Raw genomic sequence first — 18,294 nt, forward strand, 5'->3', positions numbered from 1 at the left:
CAGGACGGTCGGGTGGCCGGGTGACGTTTGGTAACCCATCGGGTGTTACTCGCGGGTAGCGATCGCGGCTTAAAACTAGTGGATGGCGAGCCCGGACCGCAATGGTCCGGACTGACTCACCGTTCAACTCTTACGGCACACCGCCTCCCGGCCCTTCTCGTCATTCCCCGGGCACGGCGAAGACGGTGACGACCGCCGCGTGGTCCGAGGGCCAGTCGTTGCCCGCGACATCCGGCCAGGGCCGCGGGGTGCCGCTGACCTGGGTGCGGGAGTCGAGAACGGTCAGGCCCCGGTGCAGTACGAAGTCGATCCGGTCCTGCGGTTCCGGGCGCCCGCTGCCGTCCTCGTGCTCGGCGTGGACGGGCGACCAGGTGTGTCCCGGGTCCCGTACCGGGTCGGGGTGGGCCTCTCGGTAGGAGTCGCGCAGACCCGCTTCCTCGGCGGCCCGCGTCACCGGCCAGGCGACATCCGGCCAGTCCAGGTGCGAGGGCACGTTGAAGTCCCCGGTCAGGACGACCGGAACGGACACGTCGCAGGTCTCGGCGACCCGCCGCAGGATCTCCCGCATCCGGTCGAGCCGCCCGCTCTCGTGGGCGATCAGTTCTGATGCCGGAAGTCCGTCGAAGCGGGCCTCGTAGGGGCCGTACGGCGCGCAGTCGAGGTGGACGCTCCAGACGTCCACCCGCTGCCCGCCCTCCAGTTCGATCCGGACGCCGGTTCCGCCGTAGAAGCCGACGTCCGGGTCGCCGAGCGCGGCGACGATCGGGTGGCGGCTGATGACGCCGAGGTTGTCGCCCGCCCGGTGGTGGTGCCAGCCGAGGGCGTCGGCGAGTTCCCGCGCCGCGTTCCCGTACGTCTCCTGGAGCCCGACCACGTCCGCGCCCGTCTCAGCGATGATCTTGAGCTGCTTCTCTCGATATCCGTCGACCTCGGTGCCGCCGAGCCACAGGTTCCAGCTCATCACCCGCAGCTCACCAGGGGCGACCATGGCGCGCAGCCGGGCCGGGGACACCCCCTCCAGGCTGCCGAGCACGGTGCGGCCGGCCGCGGGCGCGATCGGCGCGAGCGAGGGCACGGCGAGGACGGCGCAGCCCGCCGACTCGGCGGAGGTGACACCGGTCTGGGTGTCCTCGACGGCGACGCAGGCGGCGGGGTCGACGCCGAGAGCACGGCAGGCGGCGAGGTAGGGGTCGGGGGCGGGCTTGGTGCGTTCGGTGTCGTCGGCGGTGACGGAGACGGCGAAGCGTTCGGCGCCGAGCGCTTCCAGGACGGTGTCGGCGACCGCGCGCGGGGAGGCGGTCACGAGGGCGGTGGGGACTCCTTCGCGGGCGAGCGCGTCGAGCAGCTCCCTCGCCCCGGGGCGGGGCACGATGCCCGTACGTACCCGGTCGGCGAACTGCTGGTGCAGCTCGGCGGCGATCCCCTCCGCCGCCGCGCTGGTGACCCCGGCCAGCCAGGCGGCGGTGTACTCGACGGGCCGCCCGAGCACCTGCGGCTGATCGGCCCCGGTCAGCGCGTGCCCGAACCCGTCGGCCACCTGCTCCACCGCCTCCCACCACAGCCGCTCGGTGTCGACGAGCGTGCCGTCCATGTCGAACAGGACGGCCTGGAGGGGAAGTCGGGCGGTGGTGCGGTGGGTCACGGGGTTCTCTTTCTTCGGTGGGGACTCGGTGGGGGGATCGAATGGGGGGAGCGGGAGGTGGGGCGGATCGGGGGACGGATGGGGTGCGGATCGGGGGATCGGCTGGGGCTCGGGCCGCGGTGTGATCCGAGGCGGGCGTGGGGCGCCCCACCGGCTGCGCGGGGCCGGACCGCGCGGGGTGTGCGGCCCGGGGCCCCGGTCGCACGCTGCCGCCCGACCGCGCGGGCACGGGCAAGTGACCGGTGCCGTCGGCTGCGCGAACCGCGGCACCGCAGGGTGCCGGGCGGGGCCCCTGCGCGCGCCGTACCGGCCCGGCGGCAGGACACCCGCGTACGGAACCGGAACGCCGCCGGTGCCGACCCTGCGGCACCGGCGAGCGCCGGGCCGGACACCCGCCGGCCGGTCCACGCACCCTTCCGCGTACGACACCGGAACGACCCTGCCTGCGCGGACCCCGCCCGCACCGCGGAGCGCCGGGCCGGGCACCCTGGCGGCGGGGTACAGGCGCCGTGCCGCGTGCGACCCGGGTGCCGTGCCCAACGTGTCCGGCCGTCGCCCGGGGGCCGGTACCGACATCGGCATCGGCACCCGGCCGCGCGATGCGAGGACCACGCACGGAGTCGGCCGCCCACGCGGTGGGCCGCGACGGCGTCCTCCCCTCGGGCACCCGGACCGCCTCTGACGTGGCGGCACGCCCGGATGCCGGGCCAGGCCCGGCCCGGTACCCGAAGTCCCGCCCCGCCCCCGCGCGGGGCGGGACACTCGGGGACCTGGGCGGGCGGCACCGGGCGCTCCTCAGCTCGTGCGCTCGGCGACCAGGACCGGACGGTCCGGCAGGGTGACGGTCGCGGCGGCGCCCGCCGTGAGCGTCGCGGCCTCGTGCGTGGGCAGGTCGGCCTTGACCTCGGTGCCGTCGGCGAGCCGCACGGTCACCCGGGTGGCAGCGCCGAGGAACGCGGTGGCCACGACCCGCGCGTCACCCGCGTCGTCGGCGCTCACCCGGACCGCCTCCGGCCGCACCAGCACGTCCACCTCTCCCGCGGCGGGCGCGTCCCCGTCCACCGGCAGCCGCCGGCCGAGGACTTCGACCCTGTCGCCGTCGAGGGTCCCCGGGATCCGGCTCATCGTGCCCACGAACTCGGCGACGAAGGCGGTGGCGGGACGCCCGTACAACTCGGCGGGCGACGCGCACTGTTCGAGCCGGCCGGCCCGCATCACCGCGACCCGGTCCGCCATGGACAACGCCTCTTCCTGGTCGTGGGTCACGAACAGGGTGGTGATGCCGAGTTCGAGCTGGAGCCTGCGGATCTCCTCACGCAGCGAGAGCCGCACCTTGGCGTCCAGCGCGGACAGGGGCTCGTCGAGCAGCAGGACTCGGGGCCGCAGCGCGAGCGCGCGGGCCAGCGCGACGCGCTGCTGCTGGCCGCCGGAGAGCTGGTGCGGGTACCGCTCGCCCTTGTCCCCGAGGCCCACCAGATCGAGCAACTCGGCCGCGCGGGAGCGCCGTTCGGCCGTACGCACCTTGCGCATCCGCAGTCCGAAGGCCACGTTGTCCAGGGCGCTCAGATGCGGGAAGAGGCTGTACGACTGGAAGACCATCCCGGCGTCGCGGCGGTGCGCCGGAACCCGGGTGATGTCCTCGCCGTCGACCAGAACCTCACCGGAGTCGGGGTGTTCGAAGCCGGCGAGCATGCGCAGCGCGGTGGTCTTGCCGCAGCCGGAGGGGCCGAGCAGGGCGAGCAGTTCACCGGGCCGGACGGTGAGGTCCAGGCCGTCGAGAGCGACGGTCGGACCGAACTCCCGCCGGAGCCGCCGGAATTCGACGGTGGCGGCCTTGTCGAGCGTGGCGACGGTCATGGTTCATCCCCGGGAGGCGGAAGCGGTACGGGAGCGGCCGCCGAAGACGGCGAGCGCGAGGAGCAGGGCCCAGGTGAGGAACAGGCTGAGCACGGAGACGGCGACGGACATCTGGGCCTGCGAGCCGCCGATGTTGTAGATCCACACGGCGAACGGCTGGTAGCCGAGCAGGCGCGCGACCGTGAACTCGCCGAGCACCAGGGCCAGGGTGAGGAAGGAGGCGTTGAGCAGCGCGCCGCGCAGGTTGGGCAGCACCGCGCGTACGAGCGCCTGCGGCCGGCTCGCACCGCAGCTGCGGGCCGCCTCGACGAGGGTGCGCACGTCGACGGCGCGCAGTCCCGCGTCCAGGGCCCGGTACACGAACGGCAGCGCCATCACGACGTACGCGAGGACGAGGACGATCGGGAAGCCCGGGTCCTGGATCGTCACGAACGTCTCGAACAGCGGGGTGCGCGACAAATACTCGGGACCCCACTTCAGGACGGTGGCGATACCGGCGACGAACGCGATCGGCGGGACGACCAGCGGCAGTGAGCACACCACCTCGACGACCGGCCGCAGCCTGGGCGAGCCGAGCCGCAGCGCGACCGTGGCGGGCACCATCAGGAGCAGCACCACGACGATGGTCGCGGCGGCGAGTTCCAGCGAGAGCAGCAGGCTGGAGACGAATCCGTCGGCGGACACGATCTGGGTGTAGGCGTCGAAGGTGACGCCCTGCCCCGGCACGTCGACCGTGAAGATCACGGACGCGGCCATGGGCACCAGGAAGTACAGCGCGGCGAGGGCGAGGACCGCCCAGCGCCACAGGTTCAGGCGAGCCATCGCGCGCTCCGTCGTTGCAGGGGCAGGTACACGGCCATGACCAGGCCCGCGATGAGGACCATGTCGAGGCTGAGGGCGAGCGCCACGTTCTCCTGGCCGACCAGCACGTTGCCGGAGATGGCGTCGGCGATCTGCAGGGTGACGAGCGGCACCGCGCTGCCCACCATGGCGGCGGCGGTGGCGTACGCGGCGAAGGCGCTGCCGAAGAGGAGCACGAGTCCGCCGAGGAGCGAGGGCGCGAGGACGGGCAGCGCCACGTGCCGCCAGTACTGGACGGAGGTGGCGCCGTTGTTCTGCGCCGCCTCGCGCCACTGGGAGCGCAGGCCGTCGAGGGCGGGCGTGATGGTGAGGACCATGAGCGGGATCAGGAAGTACAGGTAGACGACGACCAGGCCCCAGAAGCTGTAGAGGTTCCAGCCCTTGTCGGTGAGGCTCAAGTGCCGTGTCAGGACGCCGGAGTTGCCGAGGGTGGCGACGAAGGCGAAGGCCAGCGGGACGCCGCCGAAGTTGGCGAGGACCCCGGAGGCGGTGAGCACGGCCTCGCGCAGCGCGCGGAAGCGCGAGGTGACCACGGCCTGGGCGAGCGGCAGTCCGAGGACGGTCGCGAGGGCCGCCGAGACGGCGGACAGCTTGACGCTGCCGATCAGGGCGGTCAGGTACGCGCCCTGGAACGAACCGGTCAGGTTGGCCGTGGTGTACGAACTGGCGCCGCTGGTCTGGTTCTTGACGGTGAAGGCGCCGTTGAGCATGGCGATCGCGGGGATACCGAAGGAGATCGCCACGAAGACGAGCAGCGGGAGGACGGCGAGCGGGCCGGTGGCGCGGCGGCGCCGCCGCTGCCGGTGGGCAGCGGCGGGCGCCACGTCGGCCGGGGCCTTCGTGAGAGCGGTGGTCATCCGGAGACGGCCTTGCCCCAGCCCTGGGCGAGCACGGTCTTGGCCTTGCTCTGCTGGGCCTCGGTCGGGAAGCTCGGGGTGCCCGAGACCGCGGGGAGCTTCGCGGCGGCGGTCTTGTCGAGCGTGCCAGCCTTCTCCAGCGCCGTCATCAGGACCGGGCGGGCGTAGCCCTCGAGCCAGAGGTTCTGGCCCTCGGCGCTGTAGAGGTACTCCTGCCACAGGCGGGCGGCCGCCGGGTGCGGGGCGTCCTTGTTGACGGCCTGGGAGTAGTACTGGGAGAACTGGCCGTCGGAGGGCACGGAGACCTTCCAGTCGACGCCCTTGGACTTGAACTCGTCGGCGTATCCGGCGTTCAGGTAGTCCCAGTCGATGCTGATGGGCGTCTCGCCCTTCTCGACGGTGGCCGGGGTCGACTCGACGGGCGTGTAGTTGCCGTTCTTCTTCAGCTTGGCGAAGAAGTCGAGGCCGGGCTGGATGTCGTCGAAGGAGCCGCCGCTCGCGAGCGAGGCCGCGTACACGCCGCCGAAGGCCGAACCGGACTTGGTGGGGTTGCCGTTGAGCGCGACCTGACCCTTGTACTGCGGCTTGAGCAGGTCCTTGAAGGTCGTCGGGCACTCCTTGACCTTCTTGGCGTCGCAGCCGATGGAGATGTAGCCGCCGTAGTCGTTGTACCAGCGCCCGGCGGAGTCCTTCTGTCCCGCGGGGAGGTCACCGAAGGCGGTCACCTTGTACGGGGCGAGCAGCCCCTGCTGGGCGGCGCTCAGCGCGAAGGAGCTGCCGAGGTCGAGGACGTCGGGGGCGCGGTCCTGGCCCTTGCGCGAGGTGACGGCGTTGATCTCGTCCTGGCTGGTGCCGTCCGGGCTCTCGACCTCGATCTTGATGCCGTACTTCTTGGTGAAGCCGTCTATGAGGGCGCCGTAGTTGGCCCAGTCGCGGGGAAGGGCGATCGCGTGCAGCGTGCCCTCCTTCTTGGCCGCCTTGACGAGGGCGTCGAGACCGCCGAAGTCCGCGGCGGAGGTCGCGGTGGCCGCGCTCTTGCCGTCGGCGGTGGTCGCCTTGTCGTCGGGAGCGGCGCCGCAGGCGCTCAGGGTGAGGGCTGCGGCGACGGCGAGGCCGCCGGTGAGGAGGGCGGTCCTCGGCAGGAACACGGTCACGGTCTCTCCAGGGTGACGCACGAGGGTGGGGTGGTACGGAGAACTTGTCTGAACAAGTTGGCCCCAGTAGGCCCGCCGATGGTGTCTTGTTCGTAAACTTTGGTGAAACCGTGACCCCCTATTCCCTGCACAATCCCGGCCGACGCGGATCACGGTCCGATGTCGATTAGGCTGATCAGGCTGTACACAGTGGTCGGATCAGAGGGGAAGAATGGCGGCGCGACACGAGGAGATCGCCGAGGCGCTGCGGCGGGCGATCGACCGCGAGGAGTACACCGTGGGCAGTCTGCTGCCGGCGGAGACCGATCTCGCGGCCCAGTACGGCGTCTCGCGCGGCACGGTCCGCCAGGCCGTCGCGGCCCTGACCGCCGAGGGGCTCATCGGGTCACGCCAGGGCGCCCGGCGCGTGGTCCTCGCGGGCCGCCGCAGCCAGAGCTTCGCCGAACTGCGCAGTTTCGCCCAGTGGGCGCGCGCGATGGGGCGCGAGGCGACGGGGCACGTGGTGGCGCAGGAGTACCGTCCGGCGACCGCGGAGGACGCCGTCCGTCTCCAACTCCAGGAGAAGACACCGGTGTTGCACGTACTTCGGGTGCGAGGCCTGGACGGCGAGCCGGTCCTGCTGGAGCGCACGGTGTACGCGGACTGGATCTCCCCCGCCGTGGCGGCGATCGAGCCCGGGTGCCCCTCCGTCACCCAGCGGCTCTTCGAGGACACCGGCCTGGTCTTCGCGTACGGCGAGCACGTCATCGACGCCGTCGCGGCGGGCGCCCAGGACGCCGACCTCCTCGGGGTCCGCCGCACCAGCCCCCTGTTGCGCGTCCGCCGCGTGACCACCACCCGAGAGGGCCGCCCGGTGGAATGGTCCGACGACCGCTACCGCTCGGACGCCGTGAGCTTCAGCGTCCACAACTCCATCGGCAACAACGCCTTGGCGAGGAAGACGGCGGAGTAGCGGTCAGCTCCGGGCGCGGGAGCGCCCGTCAGGGGCGCGGGGAACTGCGCGCCCAGCCACAACAATCCCGCAGCCGCGCAGAGGCAGGACCCCCACCCCCTGAGGCGCACCAGCGTTGATGGGGGCGCCGACTACGTAGGCGACCCCGAGGAAAACCTCCGCAGCAACGGCGAAAGCACCAGCACGGACTTCGTCCGCTCCACGAACGGCTCCCCCGCGATCCGTTCGAGGACCCGCTCGAAGTGCCGCATGTCAGAGGCGAAGACCTGCACCACCGCGTCCGCCTCCCCGGTGACGGTGGAGGCGGCCACGACTTCCTGATAGCGCTCCAGACCGCGCTGGATGGTCTCGGGCGAGGTGTTCCGCCGGCAGTAGATCTCGACGAAGCCCTCCGTCTCCCAGCCGAGCGCCGCCGGGTCCACCCGCACGGTGAACCCGGTGATGGCCCCGGTGGCCCGCAGCCGGTCGACCCGCCGCTTCACGGCGGGCGCGGACAGGCCGACCAGTTGCCCGATGTCCGCGTAGGAGCGACGGGCGTCCTCGGCGAGGGCGTGCACGATGCGTTCGTCGAGATCGTTCAGCACTGCGGGTGGTTCACTTTTCTGCGAGGAGTTCTACGGTTGCTCGGCGACGGGTTCCGCGGTCGCCGTACGGGACCGGCGGTAGCCGTAACTGAAGTAGAACACGAGCCCGACGGCCATCCAGACGCCGAAGACCACCCAGGTCACGGCGGAGAGACTGGCCATCATCCACACGCACAGCAGGAAGCCGATCGCGGACAGCACCGGTGCGAGCGGAACCCGGAAAGTGCGGCGCACGGCCGGGCGCGTCCGGCGCAGCACGGCGACGGCGACATCGACCGACGAGAAAGCCGAATCGACAGGGCGTCAGCTCTCGTCCGGCTCCCCCGCCACGGCTCGCGCCCGTGCCACGTCCTCCTCGTCGAAGCCCAGCCGTCCGGGCTGTCCGTACACCGCCGCCTGCGCGTCGATCCAGCGCGTATGGGCCTCCCATGCGGCCTGCTTGCTGGTGCCGAGGGCCGCGCCGATCTGGGACCAGGAGGCGCCCGCCTCACGGGCGGCGCGCACGGTGAGCTGACGGCCGTACGCCGCCTTCTGCGCCACGACCTCGCTGAGCGCGAGCAGTTCCAGGAGTCCGGCACGGTCGAGCGCCTCCGCGTCACTGCCCGCCCCGGCCAGCGAGTCGCGCACGCGCAGCTCGTCCAGCCGGGCCACGGCGGTCAGCAGGGTGTACTGCCCCTCGATGCTCTGCGGTGTCGTCGTCATGTCTCCAGCGTCACGTCAAGCAGGCTTGACGTCAAGAAGGCCTGACGGAATCGGGCCGCGAACCGGGCGGGGCACACCGGCGTCCGCCCACGCGTACGGCGACTGTTCGCGGCCGGGGCACGCGTACGGCCCCTGCTCCCGAGCGGGGAACAGGGGCCGTACGGGGAACAGGGGCGGGTCAGCTCCAGCTGGCGTGCAGAGGCTTGCCCTCGGCGTAGCCGGCCGCGCTCTGGATGCCGACGATCGCGTTCTCGGCGAACTCCTCCAGGGAGTTCGCGCCCGCGTAGGTGCAGGAGGAACGGACGCCCGCGATGACCGAGTCGATCAGGTCCTCGACGCCCGGACGGGACGGGTCGAGGAACATCCGCGAGGTGGAGATGCCCTCCTCGAACAACGCCTTGCGGGCCCGGTCGTACGCGGACTCCTCGCTGGTGCGGTTCTTCACGGCCCGCGCGGAGGCCATGCCGAACGACTCCTTGTACAGGCGCCCGTCGGCGTCCTGCTGGAGGTCGCCCGGGGACTCGTACGTACCGGCGAACCAGGAGCCGATCATGACGTTCGAGGCACCGGCGGCCAGTGCCATCGCCACGTCACGCGGGTGGCGGACACCGCCGTCGGCCCACACGTGCTTGCCGTACTTCTTGGCCTCGGCCGCGCACTCCAGGACCGCGGAGAACTGCGGCCGGCCGACGCCGGTCATCATCCGGGTGGTGCACATCGCGCCGGGGCCGACGCCGACCTTGATGATGTCGGCGCCCGCGTCGATCAGGTCCTTGACGCCCTCGGCGGCCACGATGTTGCCCGCGACGATCGGCACCTGCGGGTCGAGCGCGCGCACCGTCCTGACGGCGCTGATCATCGACTCCTGGTGACCGTGCGCCGTATCGATGACGAGCGTGTCGACGCCCGCGTCCAGGAGCTGCTTGGCCTTGCCCGCCACATCGCCGTTGATGCCGACGGCGGCGGCGATGCGCAGGCGGCCGCGCGCGTCGGTGGCCGGCGTGTACAGGGTGGCGCGCAGGGCGCCCTTGCGGGTGAGGATGCCGGCCAGCTTGCCGTCCGCGTCCACGGCTGGGGCGTAGCGGCGGTTGGCGCCGTCGAGCGTGTTGAACGCCTCGCGGGGCTCGATGTCCGCGTCGAGGAGCAGCAGGTCCTTGGACATGACCTCGGACAACTGGGTGAAGCGGTCCACACCGGTGAGGTCGGCGTCGGTGACCACACCGACCGGACGGCTGTCCTCGTCCACGACGACGCCCGCGTTGTGCGCGCGCTTGGGCAGCAGCGCCAGTGCGTCGGCGACGGTCTGGTGGGGCTCGAGGCGGATCGGGGTGTCGAGCACCAGATGGCGTCCCTTGACCCAGGAGACGACCTCGGTGATGACCTCGATCGGGATGTCCTGCGGGATGACGACAAGGCCCCCGCGGCGGGCGACGGTCTCGGCCATCCGGCGGCCCGCGATCGCCGTCATGTTGGCGACGACGAGCGGGATGGTGGTGCCCGTGCCGTCCGGAGAGCTGAGGTCCACGCCCTGGCGCGAGCCGACCGCGGAGCGGCTGGGCACCATGAAGACGTCGTCGTACGTCAGGTCGTACGGGGGCTGGATGTCGTTGAGGAAACGCACGTGCTGCACATCCCAGTCGATCAGAGGTGGCCCCCGGACAGGTCAGCCAGGGGGAAGAGCACGTACTTCATTCTCCCATGACAGCCCCCGTGCGGTCCCCGGACAGATCATCCAGGCTGGTCAGGGGGCAATTGGTCGGATCCTCCAAGGATGAGGACGACCGACAGGGTGGCGTCGAACTGCTGGTAGTGGCCGGAGGCCGACTGAAGTACCTCCTGGGCGGTCTCCCACTCGTCGGGCCGCGTGCGCGCGTAGGGTCGCCAGCCGGTCACCACGAGCAGCCTGCCCGGACTGGCCGGTCCCCAGTCGGGGTCGCCGAGGACGTCGGCGAGCGCGTCCCAGTTCCGCCCGAACCACTCCGGCAGGTCGAGGGCGCGGACACAGCGCTCCATGAACCCGGACTTGTCGAGAATCCCGGTGAGATCGAGCTCGGTGACCTGCCACCCGGCCGAACGGCACACCTGCGCGAGCGGACCGTGCGTCATCTCAGCACCGCCTTGAACGAGTCGTAGTGATCGTCGGTGTAGTAGATCTCGCCGTGCTGCCCGGTCACGATGCGCCGGGCCCCGCGGTCGCGCTCGCCCGGGGTCCGCACCGTGTACTCGTGGTAGTAACCCCTGGCGCGCCCCGGCAGTTCCCGCTCGAAATTGCCGAAGACGGCGCCGTCCTTGGCGTACGGGAAGGGGCCGCCGCCGTCGATGAGGACGAGGGTCGCCCGCGCCTCGGCGGGGAGCGCGGCCGCGGGGACGACCGGCAGGCCACCGGCCCAGGACGGGACCGCCGTGGCACCGCTCGCGGCCGTGGCCGCGGGGTCGCCCGAGCCGGTGGTGCCCGTCGACGAGCAGCCCGTCAGCAGGACCGTCAGACAGACCAGCAGTCCGGCGAACAGGCGGCCCGCGAACGCGCGAGGGGACGGCCGCAGCAGCATGACGTCGATGCTGTCACGGCCGTCCCCTCGCGGCGCGCGCTGGATGGAGACCTCAGGGCCCGTCCGGGTCCGCCCGGTTCAGGGCCGGACGCGGGGGCGGTCCAGCCGTCATCAGCGCGTCCGCGGCCGAGGTGTCCGTCACCAGGCTGGTGACGAGCCCGGACCGCAGCACCGCGTCGATGGCGGCCGCCTTGCGCTGACCGCCCGCTATGGCGACGACCTCGGGGATACGGCGCAGCCGGTCGGCCTCGACCGTGATGCAGCGCTCGCCCAGGTCACGCCCGACCCGCCGGCCCTCGGCGTCGAAGAGGTGCGCGGACATCTCGGCGGCGACACCGAGGGACGCGTAGTGCGCGCGCTCCTCGTCGCTGAGCATGTCGTGCACCGTGGAGATGCCGGGCTCCCAGGAGCCGATGGACACGCAGGCGACCGTCACCTTGTCGAAGTACTCGAAGGCGCGGGCGATCCCCGTCTGGTTGCGCAGCGCCGCCGCGGTGGCCGCGTCGGGCAGCAGCATCGGCGCGTAGATGGGGTGGGCGTCGCCGCCCGACACCTGCGCGGCACGCCGGACGGCCTCGACGGAGCCGCGCTCGGCGGTCCCGGCGTCGTACACGCCCGTCAGCTGCACCACGGTGCACGGCGGGAGCCGGTCCAGCGCCGCCGCCATGTGGATCGTGGAGCGGCCCCAGGCGAGGCCGAGAACATCGCCCTCGTTGACGAGCTCGCCGAGCAGGTCGGCGGCCACCTCACCGAGGTTCTCCGGGTCGGGCGACTCCTCGGCCTCGGCCGGTGACTCGACGACCACGGCGTGCCGCAGGCCGTAGCGGGCACGCAGCGCGTCCGAGCGCTCCGCGTCCAGCTCGGCGGGGACGCGGATCTCGATCCTCACGAGATCCCGTTCGAGAGCGGTCTCCAGGACCCGGGCCACCTTGAAGCGGCTGACGCCGAACTCCTCGGCGATCTGGATCTTGGATTTGCCCTCGAGGTAGAAGCGGCGGGCCATGGCCGCCGCCTGGACCAGCTCAGCGGGTCCCATCCGCATGGCTGACCGGCCCGCCGACATACCCGACACGGCGATCTCCTCACTTCTGTTCACACTCTGGATTCGCCGTTCATCCTTGCAGATCCGGCGCACTTGATCCGCCCTGATGGACGGCGTTCACGTTCCCTTGGTTCAGTGGTCGCACGCCCACGATGCATGGGCCGTCGCCTCCTGTGCCTGGGTGCGCAGTGCACGTACCGCCTGCGCCGGGTCCGCGGCCCCGTACACCGCCGAACCGGCGACGAACACGTCGGCCCCCGCGTCCGCGCACCGCTCGATGGTCGACGCCGAGACACCGCCGTCGATCTGGAGCCACAGTTCCAGACCGTGCTTGCTGATCAACTCGCGCGTCCGGCGGATCTTCGGGAGCATGATGTCGAGAAAGGCCTGGCCCCCGAATCCGGGCTCGACCGTCATGATCAGGAGCATGTCGAGCTCGGGCAGCAGGTCCTCGTACGGCTCGATGGGCGTCGCCGGCTTGAGCGCCATGGAGGCGCGGGCACCCTTGGCCCGGATCTCGCGTGCGAGCCGGACGGGCGCGGCGGCCGCCTCCACGTGGAAGGTGACGGAGCCGGCACCGGCTTCCACGTACTGCGGCGCCCACCGATCGGGCTCCTCGATCATCAGATGGCAGTCCAGCGGAATGTCCGTCGCACGGGCCAAAGACTCTACGACCGGCACCCCGAGCGTGAGGTTCGGTACGAAATGGTTGTCCATGACGTCGACATGGAGCCAGTCCGCGCCTTCCACCGCCTTTGCCTCCTCGGCAAGACGGGCGAAGTCGGCGGACAGGATGCTGGGGTTGATCTGCACGGCCATGCCCCAAGACTGCCATGCCTCGGGCCGGTTGCCCGCCTCGGTCCGGACCTGGGTTGTTCCGCTGATGTCCCGCGACGGTCCGGCATGCCATGCTGGGCGGCCCAGCGGCGCTGCGTCCGACCTCGGGGGTGGGCATGAAGCGGCTCGACGCCTGGAAGCGCGCGGCCATCGGGGTCGTGTGCGGACGCCGGTCCAAGTGGCTGGTCCTGGCCCTGTGGCTGCTGGTGCTCGTCTTCGTGGCACCGCTCGGAGCGAAGCTGAGCGACGCCCAGGACAACGACGCCCAGTCCTGGCTGCCGGGCTCGGCCGAGTCCACCCAAGTCCTCGACATCTCGAACGAGTTCCGGCCCGAGCAGATTCCCGCGGTCGTCGTCTACGCGCGCCCGGACGGCCTGACGCCGCAGGACCGGCGGCAGATCGCCGAGGACGTCCAGCAGGTGACGGCTCTGCGGGAACACGGCATTCGCGGGGCGGAGACCCGGGGACCGGTCTTCGACCGTCCGACCGATCCGCGCGCGGCCCAGATCTACATCCCCATCACCATGAACGCGTCCGGCTGGCAGCGGATCGGCCCCGCCGTCGACTCGATCCGGCACCAGGTGGGCAAGGGCGCCGACGGGCTCTCCGTGCACATCACCGGGCCGGGCGGTACCGCCGCGGACTCCTCCAATGCCTTCAAGGGCATCGACTCGACCCTGCTCTACGCCGCGATGGCCGTCGTCGTCGTGATGCTGCTGATCACCTTCCGCAGCCCGACCCTGCTGTTCGTCCCGCTGCTCGGCGTGGTCGTCGCCCTGTTCACGGCACAGGCGCTGATCTATCTGCTGGCGAAACACGCCGGTCTGACGGTCAACGGCCAGAGCGCGGGCATCCTCACCGTGCTCGTGTTCGGCGCGGGGACCGACTACGCGCTGCTGCTGGTCGCCCGCTACCGCGAGGAGCTGCGCCGCCACGAGGACCGCCACGAGGCGATGGCGCTCGCCATGAACCGGGCAGGGCCGGCCATCCTCGCCTCCGGCGCGACGGTCGTGCTGAGCATGCTGGTTCTCCTGGTCGCCGAGATGAACTCCACACGGGGCCTCGGCCCGGTCGCGGCGATCGGCGTGGGCGTCGCCCTGCTGACCATGCTCACGCTCTTCCCCGCCCTGCTGCTGGTCTTCGGGCGCTGGATCTTCTGGCCCGCCGTCCCGCACGTCGGCTCGCCCGATCCGACCAAGAGCGGCGTCTGGGCACGTATGGGCCGCCGGATCGCCCGTCGCCCACGGACCACCTGGGTCGCCACGGCACTCGCGCTCGCGGTGCTGTCCCTGGGCCTGATCCAGCTGCGGGCCGCGGGCATCTCCAACGCCGACCAGTTCACCGGGAAACCGGACTCGATCGTCGGCCAGCAGGTGTCGGCGCGCTACTTCCCCGCGGGCGACGGGGATCCCCTGGTCATCGTGTCCAACACGGCCCAGGGCAGGGAGGTCGGCCATGCCGTGGCCGCGGACCCGGGTGTGGTGCCGACGAGTATCGGTGTGCCGCCGGGCACCGCGCCCGTGCACGGCGGCCGGGTACTGTTCGAGGCGACCACCCGTGCCCCCGCCGACAGCGCGGCGGCGAAGGCCACGGTGGAGCGGGTACGCGACGCGGTGCACGCCGTCCCCGGTGCCGACGCGAAGGTGGGCGGCGGCTCGGCGGCCCTGCTCGACATGGAGAAGGCCCAGACGCACGACAACTACCTGGTCATCCCGCTCGTCCTGCTGGTGGTCCTGCTGGTCCTGAGCGTCCTGCTGCGGGCTCTGGTCGCCCCGCTCCTGCTGATCGGGACCGTGGTCCTGTCCCTGGCCACCGCCCTCGGGGTGAGCGCCCTGGCCTTCCGGCACGTCTTCGACTACGCGGGCGAGGACGTGGCCTTCCCGCTGTTCGTCTTCGTGTTCCTGGTGGCACTCGGTATCGACTACAACATCTTCCTGACCACCCGCATCCGCGAGGAGGCCGCGCACAAGGGCACCCGCGCCGGTGTGGTGACCGGGCTCGCCACCACCGGGGCGGTGATCACCTCGGCCGGCCTCGTCCTCGCGGGCACGTTCGCGGCGCTCGGCACCCTGCCGATCGTGGGGTTCGCGGAGATCGGCTTCGCGGTCGCCCTGGGCGTGCTCCTGGACACCTTCGTGGTGCGCTCGGTGCTCGTCACCGCGCTCTTCCTCGACGTCGGCCCGAAGGTGTGGTGGCCACACCGGCTCGCGCACGAGGACGGAGCGGACCGGCCCGCCGACGGAGCGGAGCCGGACCCTTCCGGGGTCCCCCGAGGACCCGCGGGGCCTGGAACGTCCGGGGATCCCCGGACGGCCGGAGGATCCCGAGAGCCCGGGGAGCCCGGGGAGCCCGGGGAGCCCGGGGAGCCCCCGAATCCGGCTCCGCCGCCCGGCTGACGAAGCGGATCGAAGCAAGCGGGCTCAGGGCGGGCAGGCGGGCAGCGCCGTCCATCGCGGGCCCGACCAAGCCGGGGAGCGCGACCGAGCGAAGCTGGGCGGCGCGGCTCCGCAAAAGCTGGGCGGCGCGGCCGAGCCAAGCCGGGAACGCGGTCAGCGAAACAGGGCGGCTCGGCCGAACGAAGCCAGACGGCGCGGCTCCGCAAAGCCGGGCGGCTCGGCCGAACGAAGCCAGACGGCGCGGCTCGGCCGGATGGACCAGTCGCGCCGAGAGATGGTCAGCCCGTTCGGCGGATCAGGGCCAGGTACATCGCGTCCGTCCCGTGCAGGTGCGGCCACAGCTGTACGTCGGGGCCGTCCCCCAGGGCGGGCACGCCGGGCAGCAGTGGACGGGCGTCGAGCAGCTCGGCGGAACCGTCCTCGAAGTGCTTGAGGACGTCGTCGACGACCGCGCGGGTCTCCGCGAGGTGCGGCGAACAGGTCGCGTACCCGACGACACCGCCGACCCGTACCGATTCGAGCGCCGTGCGCAGCAGCCCGCGCTGGAGCGGCGCGAAGCCTTCGAGGTCCTCGGAACGACGCCGCCAGCGGGCCTCGGGACGGCGGCGCAGCGCGCCCAGACCCGTGCAGGGCACGTCCATGAGCACCCGGTCGAAGGTGCCCGGCCGCCACGGCGGGCGGGTGCCGTCGGCGGCGATGACCTGGTAGGGGCCGGGGTTCCCGGCGAGCGCCTTGGCGACGAGCCCCGCCCGGTGCGGCTGCTTCTCGGAGGCGAGCAGCGTCGCGCCGCGCTGGGCGGCGAGGCCCGCCAGCATCGCGGCCTTGCCGCCGGGTCCGGCGCAGCCGTCCAGCCAGACCCGGTCGGGCCCGTCGAGCGGCGCGTTCGCGAGGGCGATCGCGACGAGCTGGCTGCCCTCGTCCTGGACGCCCGCACGGCCCTCGCGTACGGCGTCGATGGCGCCCGGCTCGCCGCCCTCGGTGAGCCGCACGGCATACGGCGACCAGCGCCCGGGAAGCGCGGAGTCCTCGTCGAGGGCGTCGAGGATCTCCTCGGAGGTGGAGCGTCCGGGCCGGGCGACGAGGGTCACCTCGGGCCGCTCGTTGTCGGCCTCCAGCAGGTCCTCGATACCCGCCCGGCCGCCGCCCAGCGAGTCCCACAGCGCGGAGACGACCCAGCGCGGGTGCGAGTGAACGACGGCGAGGTGGGCCTCGGGGTCCTCGTCGTACGGCGGCGCGACCTGTTCCAGCCAGGCGTCGAGGTCCTGCCGCGCGACCTTGCGCAGCACCGCGTTCACGAACTTGGCCCGGCCGTCGCCGAGCACCACCCTGGCCAGCTCGACGGAGGCGGAGACGGCGGCGTGCGTCGGGATGCGGGTGCCGAGGAGCTGGTGGACACCGAGGCTGAGCACATCGAGGACCGGCGGGTCGACCTCCCGCAGCGGCCGGTCGACACAGGCCGAGATGACGGCGTCGTACGTCCCCTGGCGGCGCAGCGTGCCGTACACCAGCTCGGTCGCGAGCGCCGCGTCCCGGGTGTCGAAGTCGCCCTTCTCGCGCGCCTTGCGCAGCAGCGGCGGCAGGACGAGGTTCGCGTACGCGTCCCGCTCGTCCACGGCCCGCAGCGCCTCGAAGGCGAGCATGCGGACCGGGTCCTTCTGGGGGCGGCGGTAGGGCTTGCCGGGCTTCTGCGGCCGACGGGGCTGCTCACTCACGAAAAAGGTGCTCCGGTATCCAGGAAAAAGATGCGCTCATCAGCGTACGCCGCAGGGCCGACGTCAGACGCCGAGGCGCTCCCCGGAGGAGATCCGCACCCCGCGGGCCCAGTCCGCCGCGCGCATCGGCTTCTTGCCCTGGGCCTGCACCCAGAGGAGCTCGACGGCGTAGGAACCGGTGCCCACGTACACGTTGTTCTTGGCGACGGACAACTCGCCCGGGGCGAGGTCCGTGCGGTCGGACACCGTCGCGACCTGGATGAGCTTGAGCCGCTCGGCGCGGAAGGCGGTCCAGGCGCCGGGGGCGGGGGTGCACCCGCGCACCATGCGGTCGACGCGCAGCGCCGGGGCGGCCCAGTCGATGTGGGCGCTCTCGACGGTGATCTTCGACGCCGTGCTGATCCCGTCGGCGGGCTGCGGTACGGCCTTGAGCGTGCCGTCCTCGATCCCGTCCATCGTCGCGGCGAGCAGTCCGGAGCCGGCGAAGGCGAGCCGCGTCAGCAGGTCACCACTGGTGTCGGTGGGGCGGATCTCCTCGGTGACGGTCCCGTAGACCGGTCCCGAGTCGAGCCCCTCCTCGATCAGGAAGGTGGTGGCGCCGGTGATCTCGTCGCCGGCCATGATCGCGTGCTGGACGGGGGCGGCGCCGCGCCAGGCCGGCAGCAGCGAGAAGTGCAGGTTGACCCAGCCCTGGGCGGGGATGTCGAGGGCGACCCGGGGCAGCAGCGCCCCGTACGCGACGACGGGACAGCAGTCCGGGCCGATCTCCCGCAGCCGGGCCAGGAACTCCTCGTCCCGGGGCTTCACCGGCTTGAGCACCTCGATCCCGGCCTCTTCCGCCCGCACGGCGACCGGACTCGCGACGAGCCGGCGCCCCCGTCCGGCCGGCGCGTCCGGCCGGGTCACGACGGCGGCCACCTCGTGCCGCCCGGAGGCGATCAGGGCGTCCAGTGCGGGAACGGCGACCTCGGGGGTACCTGCGAAGACGAGCTTCATGGGTGGCGGTTGGCCTCTCGGGCGGGAGCTCTTCCATCCCCCGCGCGCGTGCCGGTTCAGGCGGAGCACGGGGCAGCGCACCAGTCTATGCCGCGCGGGGCTCAAGGGCTCGGGGGTTCGTCAGGAGCCATGTCGTCGGGCCCGCACGGGCGG

16 protein-coding genes and 1 pseudogene are annotated in these 18,294 nt (G+C 72.3%); 2 read left to right on the forward strand and 15 right to left on the reverse strand.

The window, feature by feature from the left end:
* Positions 1–160: 160 nt before the first annotated feature.
* The 5 genes from ACFYW8_RS17830 to ACFYW8_RS17850 form a co-directional block, all read right to left on the reverse strand.
* Entirely contained in the window at positions 161–1,642 is a 1,482-nt protein-coding gene (locus ACFYW8_RS17830) for an HAD-IA family hydrolase (RefSeq protein ID WP_389075472.1), read from the reverse strand.
* A 795-nt stretch (positions 1,643–2,437) separates the two neighbouring features.
* Entirely contained in the window at positions 2,438–3,499 is a 1,062-nt protein-coding gene (locus tag ACFYW8_RS17835; protein WP_389075477.1) for an ABC transporter ATP-binding protein, read from the reverse strand.
* A 3-nt stretch (positions 3,500–3,502) separates the two neighbouring features.
* Complete coding sequence (locus ACFYW8_RS17840) at positions 3,503–4,321, reverse strand: ABC transporter permease subunit (RefSeq protein WP_365878827.1); 819 nt, start codon at positions 4,319–4,321, stop codon at positions 3,503–3,505.
* Positions 4,309–5,217 carry an ABC transporter permease gene (locus ACFYW8_RS17845; protein ID WP_389075482.1) on the reverse strand — a complete coding sequence of 303 codons (909 nt, stop codon included), beginning with the start codon at positions 5,215–5,217 and terminating at the stop codon, positions 4,309–4,311. The genes ACFYW8_RS17840 and ACFYW8_RS17845 overlap by 13 nt, the downstream gene beginning before the upstream one ends.
* The gene (locus tag ACFYW8_RS17850) at positions 5,214–6,371 is read right to left on the reverse strand and encodes an ABC transporter substrate-binding protein (protein ID WP_389075487.1); all 1,158 of its coding nucleotides are present in this window, start codon (positions 6,369–6,371) and stop codon (positions 5,214–5,216) included. Before ACFYW8_RS17850 ends, ACFYW8_RS17845 begins: the two co-directional genes overlap by 4 nt.
* Positions 6,372–6,582: 211 nt before the next feature.
* Between ACFYW8_RS17850 and ACFYW8_RS17855 the strand changes: the two genes are divergently transcribed.
* Complete coding sequence (locus tag ACFYW8_RS17855) at positions 6,583–7,323, forward strand: GntR family transcriptional regulator (protein ID WP_389075490.1); 741 nt, start codon at positions 6,583–6,585, stop codon at positions 7,321–7,323.
* Positions 7,324–7,454: 131 nt separating this feature from the next.
* Here the strand turns inward: ACFYW8_RS17855 and ACFYW8_RS17860 are convergent, their stop codons facing one another.
* The 8 genes and pseudogenes from ACFYW8_RS17860 to rpe form a co-directional block, all read right to left on the reverse strand.
* The gene (locus ACFYW8_RS17860) at positions 7,455–7,907 is read right to left on the reverse strand and encodes an Lrp/AsnC family transcriptional regulator (RefSeq protein ID WP_015661832.1); all 453 of its coding nucleotides are present in this window, start codon (positions 7,905–7,907) and stop codon (positions 7,455–7,457) included.
* A 30-nt stretch (positions 7,908–7,937) separates the two neighbouring features.
* A pseudogene (locus tag ACFYW8_RS17865) lies at positions 7,938–8,195 on the reverse strand (amino acid permease C-terminal domain-containing protein); the annotation flags it as partial.
* 15 nt (positions 8,196–8,210) lie between these two features.
* Positions 8,211–8,609 (reverse strand): hypothetical protein, encoded by a 399-nt coding sequence (locus ACFYW8_RS17870; protein ID WP_365878836.1) that lies wholly within the window; start codon positions 8,607–8,609, stop codon positions 8,211–8,213.
* A gap of 178 nt (positions 8,610–8,787) precedes the next feature.
* Positions 8,788–10,230 (reverse strand): GuaB1 family IMP dehydrogenase-related protein, encoded by a 1,443-nt coding sequence (locus tag ACFYW8_RS17875; RefSeq protein ID WP_389076202.1) that lies wholly within the window; start codon positions 10,228–10,230, stop codon positions 8,788–8,790.
* A 107-nt stretch (positions 10,231–10,337) separates the two neighbouring features.
* Positions 10,338–10,715 carry a barstar family protein gene (locus ACFYW8_RS17880; protein ID WP_365878840.1) on the reverse strand — a complete coding sequence of 126 codons (378 nt, stop codon included), beginning with the start codon at positions 10,713–10,715 and terminating at the stop codon, positions 10,338–10,340.
* Positions 10,712–11,158: a ribonuclease domain-containing protein gene (locus tag ACFYW8_RS17885; protein WP_365878842.1), complete on the reverse strand. Its 447-nt coding sequence runs from the start codon at positions 11,156–11,158 to the stop codon at positions 10,712–10,714. The genes ACFYW8_RS17880 and ACFYW8_RS17885 overlap by 4 nt, the downstream gene beginning before the upstream one ends.
* Before the next feature lie 52 nt (positions 11,159–11,210).
* The gene (locus ACFYW8_RS17890) at positions 11,211–12,254 is read right to left on the reverse strand and encodes a sugar-binding transcriptional regulator (RefSeq protein ID WP_261702744.1); all 1,044 of its coding nucleotides are present in this window, start codon (positions 12,252–12,254) and stop codon (positions 11,211–11,213) included.
* Positions 12,255–12,332: 78 nt separating this feature from the next.
* Positions 12,333–13,019: a ribulose-phosphate 3-epimerase gene (rpe, locus tag ACFYW8_RS17895; RefSeq protein WP_389075506.1), complete on the reverse strand. Its 687-nt coding sequence runs from the start codon at positions 13,017–13,019 to the stop codon at positions 12,333–12,335.
* A 134-nt stretch (positions 13,020–13,153) separates the two neighbouring features.
* Here rpe and ACFYW8_RS17900 point away from each other — a divergent pair, with 134 nt between their 5' ends.
* Entirely contained in the window at positions 13,154–15,433 is a 2,280-nt protein-coding gene (locus tag ACFYW8_RS17900; protein ID WP_389076207.1) for an MMPL family transporter, read from the forward strand.
* A 278-nt stretch (positions 15,434–15,711) separates the two neighbouring features.
* On the opposite strand, the gene ACFYW8_RS17905 is transcribed toward ACFYW8_RS17900, so the two are convergent.
* Together ACFYW8_RS17905 and fmt are read right to left on the reverse strand one after the other, a co-directional pair.
* Entirely contained in the window at positions 15,712–17,145 is a 1,434-nt protein-coding gene (locus tag ACFYW8_RS17905) for a transcription antitermination factor NusB (RefSeq protein ID WP_365878846.1), read from the reverse strand.
* A 63-nt stretch (positions 17,146–17,208) separates the two neighbouring features.
* Positions 17,209–18,141, reverse strand: a complete 933-nt coding sequence (fmt, locus tag ACFYW8_RS17910) for a methionyl-tRNA formyltransferase (protein WP_365878848.1) — start codon at positions 18,139–18,141, stop codon at positions 17,209–17,211.
* Positions 18,142–18,294: the final 153 nt, after the last annotated feature.

Origin of the sequence: Streptomyces sp. NPDC002742, assembly GCF_042888885.1 — a bacterium.
Lineage (GTDB): Bacteria > Actinomycetota > Actinomycetes > Streptomycetales > Streptomycetaceae > Streptomyces.